This window comes from Altererythrobacter sp. TH136, from assembly GCF_007065885.1.
GTDB lineage: Bacteria > Pseudomonadota > Alphaproteobacteria > Sphingomonadales > Sphingomonadaceae > Tsuneonella.
In genome coordinates this window covers 2532212-2548503 of the sequence record NZ_CP041409.1, presented here as the reverse complement: position 1 = coordinate 2548503, position 16292 = coordinate 2532212, and the positions used below count along the sequence as shown (strand labels likewise).

Genomic DNA, 16292 nt, shown 5'->3' with positions numbered 1-16292 from the left:
TGTCGCCCAACCCGCCCGCGGGAAGGATCAATCTAGTATCCGCTCATCCGCGCCACGCGGTCGGCGTGATAGTGGACGTCGCCCATGAACTCCGCGAGCGCGCGGTCGCGCTTCATGTAGAGGCCGATGTCGTATTCGTCGGTCATGCCGATGCCGCCGTGCATCTGCACGCCTTCCTTGACCGCGAGGCCGGCGGCCTTGCCCACCTTGGCTTTGGCGACCGACGCCATCAGCGAGGCGTTCTCGCTGCCCGCATCGAGCAGCTGCTGCGCCTTGATCACCACCGCGCGGGCGATTTCGACTTCGGAATACAAATGAGCGGCCCGGTGCTGGAGCACCTGGAATTCGCCTATCAGCTTGCCGAACTGCTTGCGCTGCTTGAGGTAGTCGATGGTCATGTCCATCGCCCCGCGGGCCACGCCCACGCCTTCGGCCGCCGCGCCGACGCGCCCAGCGTCGAGCATCCGACCCAGCACTTCGCGCCCGCCATCGACTTCACCGATGACGGCATCACCGTCGAGCTCGACCTGATCGAGCCTCAGGTGGCTGGCCATCGAGCTGTCGACCAGCCGCACCGAGTTGTGCCCCACGCCGGCGGCGTCCTTGGGCACCGCAAACAGGGTGATCCCCTGCTCGTCGGTGTCGGAGCCGGATGTGCGCGCGGCGACGACGATCATGTCGGCGCTCGCGCCATACAGCACGAAGTCCTTCTTGCCCGACAGCTTGAAGCCGTTGCCCGATCTTTCCGCTTTCGTGGCGATCCGCTCTGGCCGGTGCTTGGGGCCTTCATCGATCGCCACGGCGAACACGCTGTCGCCTGAAACTAGTCCGGGCAGCCAGCGCCCGCGCGCGTCGTCGCCCGCGGCGGACAGCGCCGTGGCGGCCATGACCGAGCTGGTGAGGAACGGCGACGGCGTCAGGTTGCGGCCGATCTCCTCCAGCACGATGCCTGCCTCGACATGCCCCATGCCCAGCCCGCCGTCCGCTTCGGGCACGAGCACGCCGGTGAAGCCCATCTCGGCCATCTGCTTCCACAGATCGTGCCCGAAGCCATCCTTGCATTCGCGATCGCGCCAATGGCGCAGCTGCTTTCCGATCGCGCCTTCCTCGCCCATGAACTGCTGAGCGGTCTCGGCGAGCATCGCTTGGTCTTCATTGTGGTAGAGCGGCATGTGTTCTCTTCCCGTCGTCCCAGCGACGGCTGGGATCTCGTTGTTCTAGGTCGGCATCGGGCGGCACGCGATCCCGGCGAGCGCCGGGATGGCGAATTCACGCGCCGGGCAGCTCGAGGATGCGCTTGGCGACGACGCCCAGCATGACTTCGCTGGTGCCGCCTTCGATCGAATTCGCCTTGGTGCGGAGCCAAGCGCGCGGGGCGGCGCCGCCGCGGGTTTCCTCGCTATCCCATTCGAGCGCGGTCGAGCCGCCGGCGGCCATCAGCAACTCGTGGCGTCGCTTGTTCAGCTCGGTGCCGGCGTACTTCATCATGTTGGGGTATGCCGGGTGCGTCTTGCCGACCTTGATCTCGTCGAGGAACTTCTCGCCCATCGCGCTGAACGCCAGCGCGTCGACGTCGAACATGGCCAGTTCGGCGCGGAGCACCGGGTCAAGCTCGCCGCCCGCATTGCGCGACAGCGCCGCGCCGATGCCGGCTCCGCGTTCCGAACTGTCGGCGCCCGAGATCATCTCGCGCTCGTGCCCCAGCAGGTACTTGGCCACGTCCCACCCGCGATTGATCTCTCCGACGTAGGCCGGGATGCCCTCGCCATAGGACTTGGGCACCTTCACGTCGTCGAAGAAAGTCTCGCAGAACGGGCTGTTGCCGCTGATCAGCAGGATCGGCTTGGTCGACACGCCGGGGGTGGCCATGTCGTAGAGCATGAAGGTGATGCCCTGGTACTTGTTCGCCTTGTCGGTGCGGACGAGGCAGAAAATCCAGTCGGCCTTGTCGGCGTAGCTCGTCCAGATCTTCTGGCCGTTGACGACCCAGTGATCGCCCTTGTCCTCGCCGAAGGTCTGCAAGCTTACGAGATCCGAGCCTGATCCCGGCTCCGAATACCCCTGGCACCAGCGGATCTCGCCGCGCGCGATCTGGTTGAGGAAGTACTTCTTCTGCTCTTCGGTACCGAAGTGCAGCAGCGCGGGGCCGAGCATCCAGATGCCGAAGCTGGAGAGCGGGGGACGCGCGCCGATGGCGGCCATTTCCTCGCGCAGGACCTTGGCCTCGGCCGGCGACAAACCGGCGCCGCCGTATTCCTTCGGCCACGACGGCACGGTGTAGCCCTTGTCGCGGCACGCCTCGAACCAGGCGCGCTGCGCGTCGCTTTTGAAGGTCGCGTTGCGGCCGCCCCAGTACACGTCCTCGTCATCGCGGACGGGCTGGCGCATTTCGGGCGGACAATTCGCCTCGAGCCAGGCGCGGGTTTCGCTGCGGAAAGCGTCCAGGTCGGACATTGGTCGTCTCCTCTCGTTGACGCATACGTAAGGCCGATTGTCGTGCCGGGGCAAGGGTCGATTTGCTCCATACCGATGGTTTGAGGATGCCGTAACGGCAGCCACAGCACCGTTGACGAGACAGCCCATCCGCTTACCCTACCGCCACAACAAAAGGCTCGGGAGAGGCCATGCGATTCTCAGGCAAGACCGTCGTCATCACCGGCGCGGCATCGGGTATCGGCGCCGAGACGGCGCGACTGTTCGCCCGTGAAGGCGCGGTCGTCTATGCCGCCGACATCGACGAGGCCGGCGTCCAGGCACTGCGCGACGAAGGCGTGGGCGACATTCGCTTCCAGCATTGCGACGTCTGCTCGACCGAGGCGATCAAAGCGCTCATGGACCGCGCGGGGCAGGAAACCGGCGGGATCGACGTGGTGTTCAACAACGCCGGCGCCGGCGGCGCGAGGGCCAAGATTCACGAGATCGAGCCCGACGAGTGGGACCGCACGATGGACCTGCTGCTGCGCTCGGTCGCGTTCGGCATCCGCTATGCCGTGCCGCACATGCAGGGCCGGCCCGGCGCCGCGATCGTCAACACCGCCAGCGTGGCGGCCACCGGCTCGGGGTTCTCGCCCACCGCGTATGCGGTCGCCAAGGCGGGCGTGCTCCACCTGAGCAAGGTCGCCGCCGCCGACCTCGCCCAGTTCGGCATCCGGGTGAACGCGATCCTGCCGGGCTTCATCAACACCAACATCTTCACCACCGCGCTCGAAGTGCCGGACGAGACCAAGCACATCGCCAAGTCGATGATCGCCCAGATGAGCGCCAACGCGCAGCCGGTCAGCCGCGGCGGGCAGCCGCGCGACATCGCGGAAGCATGCGCGTTCCTCGCAAGCGAAGCGGCCAGCTTCGTCACGGGCACCTCGCTGCTGGTCGATGGCGGCCTCACGATCGGGCAGCGGGGCAGCTGGGATCCCGAAACGCCGGGGATGCTCGAAGCGCTGTCCGCCATGGAAGCGCAGGCGACCGGAACCGCTGCGTGAGCGCCAGCGCGGCGGCGCCCCAGACGCCGGCACCTGAATCGCCGGCACCGGGCACATCGACTCCCATGACGCCGGTCCAGGGCCGCGTGCCGACCCGCCTTGCCATGGCGAACGGCCTGGGCAGCATTGCCTACGGGATAAAGGACAACGGCTTTTCCACCTTCCTGCTGCTGTTCTATAACCAGGTGCTAGGAATGGACGCGCGGCTGGTCAGCCTGGCGTTGCTGATCGCGCTGGTGTTCGATGGGTTGATCGATCCCATCGTCGGCCACGTCAGCGACCGGACGAACACCCGCTGGGGCCGCCGGCTGCCCTACCTCTATGTTGCGCCGCTGTTCCTCGGCGGCTTCTGGGTGCTGTTGTGGTCGCCCGTCGGCCCGGCGAGCTTCCCGGTCCTGCTGCTCTCGGCGATCGCGGTGCGCGCCGCGGTGGCGTTCTGCGAAGTGCCGTCCGCCGCGCTGGTGGCGGAAATCACCCGCGATTACGACGAGCGCACCCGCCTCACCCGCCTGCGCTATCTCAACGCCTGGGGCGGCGGCCTCCTGATGCTGCTGCTGGCGTACGGCGTGTTCCTGCCCAACGCGATGCTGGCGCGCGAGGGTTACCACAACTACGGCATCGTCGGCGCGATCCTGATGGTCGGCACGGTGCTGCTGTCGGCATGGGGCCAGCACAAGTGGGTCGGCCACCGGCCAGAGGTCAAAGCCCCCGGCAAGGCGGGCATCGGCGGCGCGTTCAGCGAAATCCGCGAGAGCCTGTCCCACCCCGCATTCGTGGTGCTGATGTTCGCGATCGCGGCGTCGATCACCAGCCAGGGGATCACCTTCTCGATCTCCAACTACCTGTACCTGTTCGTATGGAAGTTCCCGCCGCTGGCGCTGCAGCTTTACCCGCTGCTGCTGTTCGGCAGCGTGATCGGCAGTTTTCTGCTGGTCGGCCCGCTGCAACAGCGGTTCGGCAAGCGCGAAACCGCAGCCGTTGCCGCCGTGATCGGGATGATCTGCTGGGTTACTCCCCTCACCTTCCGCCACTTCGGGCTGTGGTGGCCTGACGGGTCCATTCCGTCGCTTGGCGGAATGTTCGTCGCGACGTTTTTCTCGAACATGTTCAGCGTCATCGCCGGCATCGCGCTGTCATCGATGGTGGCGGACGTGGTCGAGGCTTCCGAAGAACAGACGGGCCGCCGGTCGGAAGGCACGTTCGCGGCCGGCGCGTTCTTCGCGGCCAAATGCTCCACCGGCGTCGGGATTTTCATAACCGGGTTCCTGCTCAGCTATGCCGGAATGCCCAGCGGCGCCACGCCGGGCGCGGTCGCGCCCGATATCATCGACCGGCTGGCGATGACCTATGCCGCGTGCGTGTTCGTGCTGGCGATCCTGGTGGTGCTGATCATCCGCCGCTTCCCCATCACGCGCGAGGGGCACGAGGCGCGGCTGGCGCTGCTCGCCCAGGCGGCCAAGGCTGATCCCGACGCGGTCGGACACCACCCGTGATGCCAACTAGAGCCTTGGCGCGGCCGCGTGGCTCTGCCACGGTCCTGAATTGCAACGGACAGATGTCGGGCGCACGAGAAACCGTCTGAAACCGGCCGAGTGCCAGCGAATTTTCAACTGGAGTCAACGCCTTGAAAGCTGCAGTTCTTATCCAACCGAAACAGCCGCTCGAAATCGAGGAGCTGTCGATCTCCAAGCCGGGCCCGCACGAAGTGCTGATCCGCACCGCCGCCTGTGGCCTGTGCCATTCCGACCTGCACTTCATCGAAGGCACTTACCCCCACGCCCTCCCCGCGGTGCCGGGGCATGAGGCGGCGGGCATCGTCGAGGCAGTCGGCAGCGAGGTGCGCACGGTCAAGCCGGGCGATCACGTTGTGTCGTGCCTGTCAGCGTTCTGCGGCCACTGCGAATTCTGCGTTACCGGGCGCATGGCGCTGTGCCTTGGCGGTGAGACGCGCCGCGCGCAGAGCGATGCGCCGCGCATCACCCGCACCGATGGCGGCATGGTCAACCAGATGCTCAACCTCTCGGCCTTTGCCGAACAGATGCTGATCCACGAACACGCCTGCGTGCGTATCGACCCCGATATGCCGCTCGACCGTGCGGCGGTGATCGGCTGCGCGGTCACCACCGGCGCGGGCGCAGTGTTCAACGCGTGCAAGCTGGTGCCGGGCGAAACGGTGGCCGTGATCGGCTGCGGCGGCGTGGGACTTGCCGCGATCAATGCCGCGAAGATCGCCGGCGCGGGCCGCATCATCGCCTGCGATCCGGTGCCCGCGAAGCGCGAGCTGGCATTGGCGCTCGGCGCGACCGACGTGGTCGACGCGATGGCGGAAAACGCCGCGCAGCAGGTCATCGAACTGTCGAAGGGCGGCGTTGATCACGCGATCGAGGCGGTCGGACGGCCCGCCTCGGCCGAACTCGCCTGCAAGGTGCTGCGCCGCGGCGGCACCGCGACGATCCTCGGCATGATGCCGCTCGACTGCAAGGTCGGGCTCGGCGCGATGGACCTGCTCAGCGGCAAGAAGCTGCAGGGTTCGATCATGGGCAACAACCGCTTCCCGGTGGACCTGCCGCGGCTGGTGGACTTCTACATGCGCGGGCTGCTCGATCTCGACACAATCATCTCGGAACGCATCTCGCTGTCAGAGGTCAACGCAGGCTTTGACAAGATGAAGCAGGGCGATAGCGCGCGCAGCGTGATCGTGTTCGACCAGTGAGCGTGCCCTCCCCCGAAATCGGCGACGCGCAGGCGGCCTTCACCGGCACGGTCGAGCCGAGCGAGGCCGATCACCTTGACGAAGCGCGCCTGACCGCGTGGATGAAAGCCAACGTCGAGGGGTTCCAGGGGCCGCTAACCCAGGGCAAGTTCAAGGGCGGCCAGTCGAACCCGACCTACAAGCTGTCGACCCCGACCAGGAACTACGTCCTGCGCCGCAAGCCGTTCGGCAAACTGTTGCCGAGCGCGCACGCGGTGGATCGCGAGTTCAAGGTGCAGTCGGGTCTGCACCGTACCGGCTTTCCCGTCGCGCGGCAGTTCGGGCTGTGCACCGACGATGCGGTGGTGGGATCGTGGTTCTACGTCATGGACATGGTTGATGGCCGCACGATCTGGGACGGCGCCATGCCCGGCGCCTCGCCCGAGGAACGGCGCGCGGTGTATCTGGAGATGGTCGACACGCTGGCCAAGCTGCACAACACCGACGTCGCCGAAGCGGGGCTGGAGGACTTCGGCAAGCCCGGCAACTACTTCGGCCGCCAGGTCGACCGCTGGACGAAGCAATACCGCCTGTCCGAAACCGATCACTTGCCCTCAATGGAAAAGCTGATCGAGTATCTGCCGGCGACCCTGCCCGAGCAGACCCGCACCAGCGTGGTCCACGGCGATTACCGGATCGACAACATGATCTTCGCCCATGATCGGGCGCAAGTGCTGGCGGTGCTCGACTGGGAGCTGTCGACCCTCGGCGATCCGATGGCGGATTTCACCTACCTTTGCATGATGTACGTGACCGAGAACGGCGGCCGGTCAGGGGTGATGGACCTCGACCGCGCGGCGCTCGGCATTCCGGAACTCGATGAACTGGTGGCGCGATATTGCGCGGCTACCGGGCGCAGCGAAGTGCCCGACATGAACTGGTTCTTCGCATACAACTTCTTCCGCCTCGCAGGCATCCTGCAGGGCATCAAGAAGCGGGTGATCGACGGCACCGCCAGCTCCGCCCACGCCAAGGCGCAGTCGGAACGTGTGGCTCCCCTGGCCGACAAGGCATGGGAGTTCGCGAAGCTGGCGGGCGCTTCGTAGCTAGAAGCGCTTCGCCCACTTGACCGCGACACCCTTGTCGTCGGGCAGGCTGGCGAAGTTGCCGGGGTCGGTGCGGTAGAACACGCTGGTGGAGGCGTCCCCGCCCCACAGCCGCCCGTGCCAAGCCAGCTCAGCGTCGATCTCGCGCCCCTGCGGGGTCAGCGACAGCAGGCTGGTGGCGTACGTCGGCAACAGCGTGGTATAGTCGTATCCCACTGGCAGCGTCAGGTTGAGCCCCCCGCCCTCCACCCGCAGCGGCTGCGACACCCGCAGGCCCAGCGTGTCGGAGCCCAGCACGCCCTGCTTGGTCAGGTCCGCCGACCAGCCGCGGCTGACCAGGTTCGATCCCCCGCCGATCAGGCCGACCCGGTCCGCGCGGGTGAAGCCCTGGCGGAACGCGCCGCCCAGCCGCCATCCATCGCCCATCCGCCACCCGGCGCTGGCGTCGATGAACAGGGTGTTCGCCCCGCCCCCGCCAAACGCATCGGCGAAATACGCGCCCAGGATCGTGCGGTCCTCGCTCAACCACGACAGGCCAAGCGCGGTCTCCACCGGGCCGAACGTACGATCGGCGGCCAGCGACCAGTTGGAAAGGCCGCGGCTTTCGCGGGCGCCTTCCAGCCTGCCGTCCTCGATCCGCAGATTGCCGAGCCAGGCGCGGCCCTGCTCGCTGCTGGCGGTCACGCCCCATGGGCCGATCTGCCGGCGATAGGCGACCGCAAGGTCGCCGCCTTGCGTGAAGCCCGCATCGGCCCCGGCATCGCCCGCGATCAGGAACGCCGGACGGTCCTGCCCCTGCAGCTGCGCCACCAGGCCATCGGCCCGTTCTTTGAACGCGAACCCGATCTGCTGGTCTGGCGCGATCTTCATCGCCACTCGGCCGGCAAGCACGCGCGCGGCGCGGGCATCTTCGGCCGAGAGGCGCAGCGGGGCGATCCAATTCGGCTCACCGCGCGATCCGTCGGCAAGGGTAAACGCCATCGCCACCGCCGGTCCGCCGCCACTCACCTGCCGGGTGCCGGCATCGACCGCGCCCAGCAGCTTGGGCTGCAATCCGGCGCTGCGCATCCCGCGGCCAAGGTCGTAGCTGTACGCCCGCTGGTATCCGTCGAGCACCACGGTGCCGAGCGGCTTGCCCCCGAACGCATCGCCCATCGGGCCGGACCCCACGCCGGTATCGTCGCCCAGCGCCATCGAGGTGGAACTGCCGGCGAGCGTAGTCGTCCCGCGGGGCGCGAACGCGGCGGCGATATCGAGGATACCGCGGCCATAGGTCGTGTCGGTCCCCGCAGCCCCCTCATCGCGCGCGCTAGACAACAACAGATCGACCATCTGCGCGCCGGTGAGGTTGGGAAACGCCTGCTTCAGCAGCGCCACCGCGCCCGAAATCTGCGGCGCGGAGAAGCTGGTGCCGGATACCAGGGTGACGAACTGCCCTTCGGGCGTCGATTCGACCTTCAGGACACCGTTTTCGTACACGCAGCAGACCCGCTCCCCCAGCGCGGAGAGGAACCACTGCGCCTGGGCGCCCGCCTTGTTGCTGAAGGGGGAAAACTGGCTGGTCTCGTTGACCGAGCCGGCGATGATCACGTTGCCGCCGCCCGCGTTGCGGACCCCGGCAGCGAACGGATTGGGCTGGTTGGGATCGACCTCGGGATCGCTGCCGTCCCCTTCGTTGCCCGATGACACGACGATCACCACCCCCGCCGCCGACGCCCGCCGCACGGCATCGAGCATCACCGAAGTCGGCGCATCGCCGCCCAGGCTGAGGTTGACCACAGTGGCCCCGGCCGCGACCGCGCGGTCGATGCCGGCGGCGATGGAGCGATCGCTGAACGTGCACCCGTCCTCGCCGTCGCAGCTTCCCAGCGAGTCCGCCCGCAACGCCACGACGGTCGACTGATAGGCGATGCCGACCACCCCGCTGTCGTTGCGCGCCGCCGCGGCGACCAGCGCCACCTGGGTGCCGTGATCGTCCGGTCCTTCCACACCCCGCGATGCGACCACATCGCCGCTCGCCGGATCGATCCGGCCCGCAAACTCAGGATTGTCCGGGTCTATCCCGCTGTCCACCACGCCGATCTTCACGCCCGCGCCGGTGACGCCCTTGGTCCACGCCGCAGTGGCGCCGTGAAACGACGGACCGTCCGAGCGGCGGAACTCCGCCGTGTCGAAGCTCGACGCCGCCACAGGCGGGGGCGGCGGCGGAGGTGGAGCCGGACTGGGCGAAGGGGTCGGCACGGGCGCCGGGGTGCTGATGATCGGAGGAGCACCCCCGCCCCCACCACCGCCGCCGCCACAGGCGGACAGCGCTGCCAGCGTGCCAAGCGCGCAGCCAATAGTGAGCCGCCGTTGACGAAGCGGAGGTCTGGTCATGCGATGCGTCCCCGAATTTACCTCAGCATGTACGGACGATCCTAACATCTTGCTGAACGTGCGGTTCGGGGTTTCTGCAGCCGCGCGCACTTGCCGCTGTCCCGGCGCCCAGCTAGCGCATGGGCATAGCCACTGAACGGGAGCCGATGTCCATGTCCGCCGATCTTGCCGCCGCCATCGACCGGGCATGGGACGCACGCGCCGATGTGACGCCGGCCAGCCACGATGTCCGCGAGCCGGTCGAGGCCGCGCTCGATCTGCTGGATGCCGGTAGCGCGCGCGTGGCGGAGCCGGACGGCAACGGCGGATGGCGGGTCAACCAGTGGCTCAAGAAAGCGGTTCTGCTGAGCTTCCGGCTCAACGACAACGCGGTGATCGACGGCGGCAGCGCGGGCGCGCCCGCGTTCGACAAGGTACCGTCCAAGTTCGCCGGGTGGGGCGACAATCGCTTCCGCGAGGCCGGATTCCGGGTGGTGCCGGGCGCGGTGGTCCGGCGCGGCGCGCACATCGGCCGCGGCGCGGTGCTGATGCCCAGCTTCGTCAACATCGGCGCCCATGTCGGCGAAAACTCGATGGTCGATACCTGGGCGACGGTGGGCAGCTGCGCGCAGATCGGTGCGGGCGTCCACATCTCCGGCGGAGCGGGCATCGGCGGTGTGCTGGAACCGCTGCAGGCGGACCCGGTGATCATCGGCGACGGCGCGTTCATCGGCGCTCGCAGCGAGGTCGCCGAAGGCGTGCGCGTGGGTGAAGGCGCGGTGCTGTCGATGGGCGTCTACCTTGGCGCTTCGACCAAGATCGTCGATCGCGCGACCGGCGAAGTGCACATGGGCACCGTGCCGCCCTATGCCGTGGTGGTGCCGGGCGCTCTCCCCGGCAAGCCGCTGCCCGATGGCAGCCCGGGCCCCAGCCTGTACTGCGCAGTGATCGTCAAGACCGTCGACGCGCAGACCCGTTTCAAGACCGGCATCAACGAGCTGTTGCGCGACTAGGAACCGAAACCGGCGGGAAACCGTAGAAGCGGCAATCAGGCAAGGGAGGCAGACAATGGACCATCGGGGCGACGAAATTCACGCCAGCACAACCGAAGCCAGCGGCGGCTCGCGCGAAGGCGTGGTCCGCTGGGTGCTGGTGATCGGCCTGGTGCTGGTCATCGCGGCATTCGCCATCATCCTGGCGACGGGAATGCTCTCGCAGGACAACGGCGCTGACAGCCAGGTCAATCAGAGCCGCGAGATGGCGGCGCAGGAAGACATGAACGCAGACCGGGGGGAGCCGATGGCGCCCGCCTTTGACGCGGACACCGGTGCCACTGGCACGCAGCAGTCGAATGCCGCCCCCGATGCCGCTCCGTCGAGCGCGGCCACCCCGGGCGATGCGCCCGCGGGTGATCCGACGAACACGGCACAGTAAGTCGGGGCGGCCGGGAAAGGCAACGCGGTCCGCATGGGCGATCGCGCACTCAAGTTGGGATCGGAATTGGACGCAGCGTAGGAGAACCCTGATGCCCGCTCAATCCAAGGCACAACAGAAAGCGGCCGGCGCAGCCCTGTCCGCCAAGCGCGGTGATACGAAAGTCGGCGACCTGCAAGGCGCTTCCAAAGGCATGTACAAGTCGATGACCGAAAACGAACTGGAGGAGCTTGCGGAAACCAAGCGCAAGGGACTGCCAGAGAAAAAGTCCGGCGACTGACTGTTCGGCGCGAGCGGTCGCCCGCTACTGGCATGGCATCGCTCGACCGGTTCTTAACCGCGCAGGCAGGCGGCGTATTCGAGCGGGCGCTTGCCGAACTCCGCGCCGGGTCCAAGCATAGCCACTGGATGTGGTTCGTCTTCCCGCAAATCGCCGGGCTGGGACGGAGCGAAACGGCACGTTACTATGCCCTGGCCGATTTGCGGGAAGCGGCGGCTTACCTTGCGCACCCGCTGCTCGGAGAACGCCTCGACGCCGCGACGGATGCCATGCTCGGCTGGGCCGGGAAGCGCCCGGCAGAGGCCATCCTGGGGACGATCGACGCGGTGAAATTTCGCAGCTCGATGACCTTGTTCGGGGCCGCCGCGCCAGAAAACACGCGCTTTGCAGCGGCGCTCGGGCATTCTCTGACGGCGAGCCGGATCGGGCGACGCTCGCACGGCTCTGACAATACCGATGCAGGCTTGCGTCCAAAGGGCATCGAGAAACGCGCCCGAAGACCTCCGCTGAAGACTCCTATTCCGACAGCTTCGCAACCCGTTTCGCCAGCGCGCGTGCCGCTGCCGGAGCGCGCTCCTTGGCCCCGTTGATCATCATCGCGAACACCTCGCCCGGCCGGCCGGCGCTGTCGGACGGGTCCCCGGAGTATGCCAGCTCCGCTGGCGCTTCACCCCGCGCCCACGCATGGCATTGGCGGGCAAGCCGATCGAGCTGGGCCGGCGGGTAGCCGGTCCGGCGCCCGCTCGTCAGATTTTGCAGCCGCAGGTATGCGAAATTCGCGGTCCGGTCCGCTACGGGCGTCCGTCCGGTCGCCTCCGAATAGACCACCGCAACCCCCGCTTTTCGCGCCAGCGCGACGAACTCGGCGCAGGCGAAGCTCTCGTGCCCCACTTCGATCGCATGGCGTAGCGGCACGCCCTGGTGCGCCGCTGGCAGCAGCGCCAGGAACGCGGCCACATCGTCGGGATCGAACCGTTTGGTCACGGCGAGCTGCCACACGATTGGGCCGAGCATATCGCCGAGCTCGGTGAAGCCCTGCCCCACGAATCGCTCCAGCGCCTCGCCCGCGGAGGCGAGAACCTTGCGGTTGGTGACGAAGCGCGATCCCTTGAGGCTGTAGATGAACCCCGGCGGCGCCAGGTCGCGCCAGGCCGCGAAGGTCTGCGGCGTCTGCAGGCGGTAGAACGTCGCGTTGATCTCGATCGCCGAGACCGCGCGGGTCGCGAACGCCTGCTCGTCGCGCTGCCGCAAGCCGGCGGGATAGAACACGCCCCCGCGCCACGCGGGATACGTCCAGCCGCCGATCCCGGTGCGTATCATGCGACCGATCCTAGCCTGTTTGCCGCGCAGTGGAACAAGCCTGCGGCCCAACATTTGATAAGCGAACCTGGAGACCATGCATGACCAAGACCCTGTCCCACATCGCCGAAGACATGAAGCAGATCGATTTCTGCACCCTTGCCACCCATGCGCCCAACGGCACCATTGGCGCGCGGCCCATGAGCAACAACAGCGAAGTCGATTTCGACGGAGACTCGTGGTTCTTCACTTACCAGGACCGGCAGATGGTGTCCGATATCGAACGCAATCCGAACGTCGCGATGACTTATCTCGGCAGCGCCGGGCTGAAAGGCATTCTTGGCGCGCCGGGGCAGTTCATTCATGTCGAGGGCAAGGCCCGGATCGTGCGCGACAAGGCGCGGTTCAAGGAGCACTGGCAGACCTCGCTCGACCGGTGGTTCCCGCAGGGCACCGACACCCCCGGCCTCGTGATGCTGGAAGTGCGCGCCAGCCGCGTCCACTATTGGGATGGCGAGGATGAAGGTGAGATCGTGCTGGAGGACAAGGGCGTCTGGACCGAGGGCCCCTGACCCGCGCCGCCCGACACGGGGGCATCGCGCGCAGGGCAATTCGCTGGCTGCTCGCGGTGCTCTATGGCGTCGCGGGATATCTGCACCTCGCGGCGCCAGGTCCGTTTCTGCAAATCATGCCCGGCTGGGTGCCTGTTCCCGCGTGGGTGGTAGCGGTTACGGGCGTGGCAGAACTGCTGGGGGCCGCCGCTTTGTTGCAACCATGGTCACGCCCGCTGCGGCGGGTCGGAGGCTGGGGGCTGGCGCTCTATGCGTTGTGCGTGTGGCCGGCGAACTTCCAGCACATGGCGCTCGATCTGGCGCGGCCCGATCAGGGCCTGGGGCTGGCGTATCACGTGCCGCGCCTGTTGGCGCAGCCGCTGATCATCTGGCTTGCGCTGTGGGCGAGCGAAGCGACCGATTGGCCGTTCGCCCGCCGTAAACGCTAAGCGTTCAGCTCATGTGCTTGGAAACGGCACCGGTCATCTTGAACATCGAGATCTGGTCCTTGCCGGTCACCTTGCCGAGCGACTCGTCGGGATTGATCATCCGCTTGTCCTTGCTGTCCTGCAGGCCGTTCTTCTTGATGTAGTCCCACACCTTCGAAGTGACCTGGGCGCGCGTCATCGGGCCCTTGCCGCAAACCGCTTCGAGATCGGGCGTAAGGGTGACGGGCTTCTGGAGCGCGTTGTTCTTGCCAGCCATGTTGTGATCCTTTCCTGCTTGGCTATCCGTAATAAGCTAGTCGAACAGGGTTTCGCCGGTCCACTCCCGCCCGCAAGGCGCGGGCAAGGCGTGTGAGACGCCCTCTTCCACCGATGATGCTAGGCGTAACAATGCGGCACGGCGAGGGCCAGTTGCCTGCCGAACGCAGTTTTCGACAGGCGCGAGGCGCTTTTTCCCGCATTTTGGCTTGGGAAAGTGCATCTGCGGGTTCAGACTGCCCGCGAAGGCCGCCCCCACCGCCCGTCGGCGCGCGGGTGCGGCCCCACGGGATGGCCGCGCGCCCGATGGCTGATCGGCGCGCCTGGGATGGGGAATATCGGGATGAGCATGGGTCGCACTTCGCTCTCGTTGACGCTCGCGCTGGCGCTGGTCGCCTGTGGCGGTGGCGGCGGAGGGGGCGGCAACCCCGGCCCGATCGGCGGCGGCGGCACGCCGACACCCACGCCGACAACCGCGGCGTGTTCGGTCTCCACGCAGCAGGATTTCGCCAAGTCGGTGATCGACGAATGGTATCTGTTCCCCAGTCTGATCGACAGCTCGGTCAACAAGGCCAACTATTCGACCGTACAGGGATACATCGACGCGCTCGTCGCACCCGCGCGGGCGCAATCGCGCGACCGGGGGTTCACCTACATCACCTCGATCGCCGAAGAGACGGCGTTCTACAATTCGGGTTCGAGCGCGGGCTTCGGCATCCGGCTGGCATACGACACCGCGCAGAGCCGGGTGTTCGTGGTGGAAAGCTATGAAGGGGCCCCCGCCCTCAATGCCGGGATCGATCGCGGGGCGGAGATCGTCGCCATCGGCGCAACGGCGAGCTCGCTGCAATCGGTCGCCTCGCTGATGGCGAGCGGCGGTCCGCAGGCGGTGGTGAACGCGCTCGGACCGTCGGACCCGGGCGTCGTGCGGGTCCTGCGCGTCAGCCGCAACGGGACGTTGAGCGACCTTACCCTGACCAAGGCCGATTTCACGATCGATCCGGTGTCCAATCGCTACGGCGCCAAGATCCTGAACGATGGCGGCAAGCAGGTGGGTTACATCAACCTGCGCAACTTCATCGGCGGACCGGCCGAGACAGACTTGCGCGCCGCCTTTTCCACTTTCCGCGCGCAGGGCGTGACCGAGGTGATCGTCGACCTGCGCTACAACGGCGGCGGCCTGGTATCGACGGCGGAGCTGTTCGGCGACCTCCTCGCCGCCAATCGCGTCGGACAGGTGTTCAGCCGCACCACCTTCCGCGACAGCAAGGCGAACAACAATTCCGCGCGCAACTTCGCCGCGCAGGCGCAAGCGATCGCCGCCACCAAGATCGCCTTCATCGGCTATTCGGGCACCGCGTCGGCCAGTGAGCTGCTGGCCAACGCCTTCATCCCGTACCTGGGCACCAACGTGGCGCTGATCGGCGCCAACACGTTCGGGAAGCCCGTGGGACAGATCGCGCTCGACAAGGCCGAATGCGACGCCCGGATGCGCGTGCTCGCCTTCCGCACCGAGAACGCCTCCGGCCAGGGGGATTACTACACCGGGCTTGCCAGCGTGTTTCCCAAGACCTGCGCCGCGCCCGACGATATCAACAATCCGCTGGGCGACCCGAACGAAGCCGCGATTAAGACCGCGCTCGATTTCCTTGCCGGACGGGCCTGCACCCCGATCGGCGGCGCGTCGGGTCAGGGCCCGCTGTCGGTGGCGCCCAAGCGCGAACCGCTTCGCCCGCAAGAGCCGAACGCGGTGCAGCGCGAGGCGCCGGGCTCGTTCTAGCGGCTAGGTCGGCTCGTTCGCGCGCTGCAGCGAGCTGACCAGCAGCTGTTCCGCCCGATCGCGCGCCGCGGTTTCCGGTAGCCCGAGCGACCGCGCCAGCGGCCGCCCCATCAGCGCATCGCCAAGCGCCAGCAGCACCAGCGTCAGGGTGTCCTCATGCAGGCGGCGCGGGCTGTCACCGTGCGCTGCTTCCTGCGGAGCGATGTCGTCGACCAACTGGTGGATGGTCTCGATAATGGGATCGAGTGCATCCTCGTTGCCGCTCGCCAGCATCCAGCTAGCGAGCGCGCCCGCCCCTTCGCGGTCGAACGCATCGAATGTCAGGTCGACCACTTCGCGCGGGCTGCCCAGCCCCGCCCGGCTGGCGCGCACCGCTTCCTTGATCGTTTCGCACACGGTTTCGGCCAGATGCTGCGCCAGCGCTTTCTGCAAACCGGACGCCGAGCCAAAGTGATGCAGCAGGTTGGCATGGGTACGCCCGATGCGCGCCGCCACCGCTTTCAAGGTGACGGACTGCGGGCCGGTCTCGATCAGCAGCACCCGCGCGGCGACCAGGGCTGCGGTGCGGGATTCCTCAGGACTCAGACGTTTGCGAGTGGCCATAGGCCGGGG

Annotated in this window: 17 protein-coding genes; 11 read left to right on the top strand and 6 right to left on the bottom strand. The window is 67.3% G+C overall.

The features are described from left to right. Window positions 1–32: 32 nt before the first annotated feature. Both C0V74_RS12515 and C0V74_RS12510 read right to left on the bottom strand, forming a co-directional pair. Window positions 33–1172 carry an acyl-CoA dehydrogenase family protein gene (locus C0V74_RS12515; protein ID WP_143252048.1) on the bottom strand — a complete coding sequence of 380 codons (1140 nt, stop codon included), beginning with the start codon at window positions 1170–1172 and terminating at the stop codon, window positions 33–35. A 97-nt stretch (window positions 1173–1269) separates the two neighbouring features. Next, window positions 1270–2454, bottom strand: coding sequence for an acyl-CoA dehydrogenase family protein (locus C0V74_RS12510; protein WP_143252047.1), 1185 nt, complete (start codon window positions 2452–2454; stop codon window positions 1270–1272). 170 nt (window positions 2455–2624) lie between these two features. On the opposite strand from C0V74_RS12510, the gene C0V74_RS12505 reads away from it, so the two are divergent. The 4 genes from C0V74_RS12505 to C0V74_RS12490 all read left to right on the top strand — a co-directional run bounded on the left by C0V74_RS12505 (window position 2625) and on the right by C0V74_RS12490 (window position 7277). After that, a complete protein-coding gene (locus C0V74_RS12505; protein ID WP_143252046.1) occupies window positions 2625–3479 on the top strand; it encodes an SDR family NAD(P)-dependent oxidoreductase in 855 nt (284 codons plus the stop codon). Window positions 3480–3544: 65 nt separating this feature from the next. Next, window positions 3545–4972 carry an MFS transporter gene (locus C0V74_RS12500; RefSeq protein WP_143252045.1) on the top strand — a complete coding sequence of 476 codons (1428 nt, stop codon included), beginning with the start codon at window positions 3545–3547 and terminating at the stop codon, window positions 4970–4972. A 131-nt stretch (window positions 4973–5103) separates the two neighbouring features. Then, window positions 5104–6192, top strand: coding sequence for a Zn-dependent alcohol dehydrogenase (locus C0V74_RS12495; RefSeq protein WP_143252044.1), 1089 nt, complete (start codon window positions 5104–5106; stop codon window positions 6190–6192). 2 nt (window positions 6193–6194) lie between these two features. After that, window positions 6195–7277, top strand: coding sequence for a phosphotransferase family protein (locus tag C0V74_RS12490; RefSeq protein WP_246844888.1), 1083 nt, complete (start codon window positions 6195–6197; stop codon window positions 7275–7277). Here the strand turns inward: C0V74_RS12490 and C0V74_RS12485 are convergent, their stop codons facing one another. Beyond that, window positions 7278–9653, bottom strand: a complete 2376-nt coding sequence (locus C0V74_RS12485) for a S8 family peptidase (protein WP_143252043.1) — start codon at window positions 9651–9653, stop codon at window positions 7278–7280. It abuts the gene before it with no gap. Window positions 9654–9805: 152 nt separating this feature from the next. Between C0V74_RS12485 and dapD the strand changes: the two genes are divergently transcribed. The 4 genes from dapD (at window position 9806) to C0V74_RS12465 (ending at window position 11936) form a co-directional block, all read left to right on the top strand. Beyond that, window positions 9806–10645, top strand: coding sequence for a 2,3,4,5-tetrahydropyridine-2,6-dicarboxylate N-succinyltransferase (gene dapD / locus C0V74_RS12480; protein WP_143252042.1), 840 nt, complete (start codon window positions 9806–9808; stop codon window positions 10643–10645). Between the two features lie 55 nt (window positions 10646–10700). Continuing rightward, window positions 10701–11066, top strand: a complete 366-nt coding sequence (locus C0V74_RS12475) for a hypothetical protein (protein ID WP_131624941.1) — start codon at window positions 10701–10703, stop codon at window positions 11064–11066. Window positions 11067–11157: 91 nt separating this feature from the next. After that, entirely contained in the window at window positions 11158–11346 is a 189-nt protein-coding gene (locus tag C0V74_RS12470) for a DUF3008 family protein (protein WP_131624940.1), read from the top strand. A 32-nt stretch (window positions 11347–11378) separates the two neighbouring features. Continuing rightward, complete coding sequence (locus tag C0V74_RS12465) at window positions 11379–11936, top strand: DUF1810 domain-containing protein (protein ID WP_143252041.1); 558 nt, start codon at window positions 11379–11381, stop codon at window positions 11934–11936. Here C0V74_RS12465 and C0V74_RS12460 read toward each other — a convergent pair. Next, window positions 11863–12666, bottom strand: coding sequence for a DUF72 domain-containing protein (locus tag C0V74_RS12460; RefSeq protein ID WP_143252040.1), 804 nt, complete (start codon window positions 12664–12666; stop codon window positions 11863–11865). The two genes, C0V74_RS12465 and C0V74_RS12460, sit on opposite strands and share 74 nt — an antisense overlap. Window positions 12667–12746: 80 nt before the next feature. Between C0V74_RS12460 and C0V74_RS12455 the strand changes: the two genes are divergently transcribed. After that, entirely contained in the window at window positions 12747–13217 is a 471-nt protein-coding gene (locus C0V74_RS12455) for a pyridoxamine 5'-phosphate oxidase family protein (protein ID WP_143252039.1), read from the top strand. 56 nt (window positions 13218–13273) lie between these two features. Beyond that, window positions 13274–13645, top strand: coding sequence for a DoxX family protein (locus C0V74_RS12450; RefSeq protein WP_349236012.1), 372 nt, complete (start codon window positions 13274–13276; stop codon window positions 13643–13645). A gap of 4 nt (window positions 13646–13649) precedes the next feature. Here C0V74_RS12450 and C0V74_RS12445 read toward each other — a convergent pair whose 3' ends face one another. Then, window positions 13650–13901 (bottom strand): SWIB/MDM2 domain-containing protein, encoded by a 252-nt coding sequence (locus C0V74_RS12445; protein ID WP_131624935.1) that lies wholly within the window; start codon window positions 13899–13901, stop codon window positions 13650–13652. Window positions 13902–14243: 342 nt separating this feature from the next. Between C0V74_RS12445 and C0V74_RS12440 the strand changes: the two genes are divergently transcribed. Then, entirely contained in the window at window positions 14244–15680 is a 1437-nt protein-coding gene (locus C0V74_RS12440; protein WP_143252037.1) for a S41 family peptidase, read from the top strand. 3 nt (window positions 15681–15683) lie between these two features. On the opposite strand, the gene C0V74_RS12435 is transcribed toward C0V74_RS12440, so the two are convergent. Beyond that, on the bottom strand, window positions 15684–16283 hold the full coding sequence (locus C0V74_RS12435) for a TetR family transcriptional regulator (protein WP_131624933.1): 600 nt from the start codon (window positions 16281–16283) through the stop codon (window positions 15684–15686). Between the last annotated feature and the right edge of the window lie 9 nt (window positions 16284–16292).

Coding starts and splice junctions, on each gene's coding strand:
- C0V74_RS12500 (WP_143252045.1), top strand. CDS start 3,545: ATGACGCCGGTCCAGGGCCGCGTGCCGACCCGCCTTGCCATGGCGAAC.
- C0V74_RS12515 (WP_143252048.1), bottom strand. CDS start 1,172: ATGCCGCTCTACCACAATGAAGACCAAGCGATGCTCGCCGAGACCGCT.
- C0V74_RS12505 (WP_143252046.1), top strand. CDS start 2,625: ATGCGATTCTCAGGCAAGACCGTCGTCATCACCGGCGCGGCATCGGGT.
- C0V74_RS12470 (WP_131624940.1), top strand. CDS start 11,158: ATGCCCGCTCAATCCAAGGCACAACAGAAAGCGGCCGGCGCAGCCCTG.
- C0V74_RS12485 (WP_143252043.1), bottom strand. CDS start 9,653: ATGACCAGACCTCCGCTTCGTCAACGGCGGCTCACTATTGGCTGCGCG.
- C0V74_RS12460 (WP_143252040.1), bottom strand. CDS start 12,666: ATGATACGCACCGGGATCGGCGGCTGGACGTATCCCGCGTGGCGCGGG.
- C0V74_RS12465 (WP_143252041.1), top strand. CDS start 11,379: ATGGCATCGCTCGACCGGTTCTTAACCGCGCAGGCAGGCGGCGTATTC.
- C0V74_RS12445 (WP_131624935.1), bottom strand. CDS start 13,901: ATGGCTGGCAAGAACAACGCGCTCCAGAAGCCCGTCACCCTTACGCCC.
- C0V74_RS12510 (WP_143252047.1), bottom strand. CDS start 2,454: ATGTCCGACCTGGACGCTTTCCGCAGCGAAACCCGCGCCTGGCTCGAG.
- C0V74_RS12440 (WP_143252037.1), top strand. CDS start 14,244: ATGAGCATGGGTCGCACTTCGCTCTCGTTGACGCTCGCGCTGGCGCTG.
- dapD (WP_143252042.1), top strand. CDS start 9,806: ATGTCCGCCGATCTTGCCGCCGCCATCGACCGGGCATGGGACGCACGC.
- C0V74_RS12475 (WP_131624941.1), top strand. CDS start 10,701: ATGGACCATCGGGGCGACGAAATTCACGCCAGCACAACCGAAGCCAGC.
- C0V74_RS12455 (WP_143252039.1), top strand. CDS start 12,747: ATGACCAAGACCCTGTCCCACATCGCCGAAGACATGAAGCAGATCGAT.
- C0V74_RS12435 (WP_131624933.1), bottom strand. CDS start 16,283: ATGGCCACTCGCAAACGTCTGAGTCCTGAGGAATCCCGCACCGCAGCC.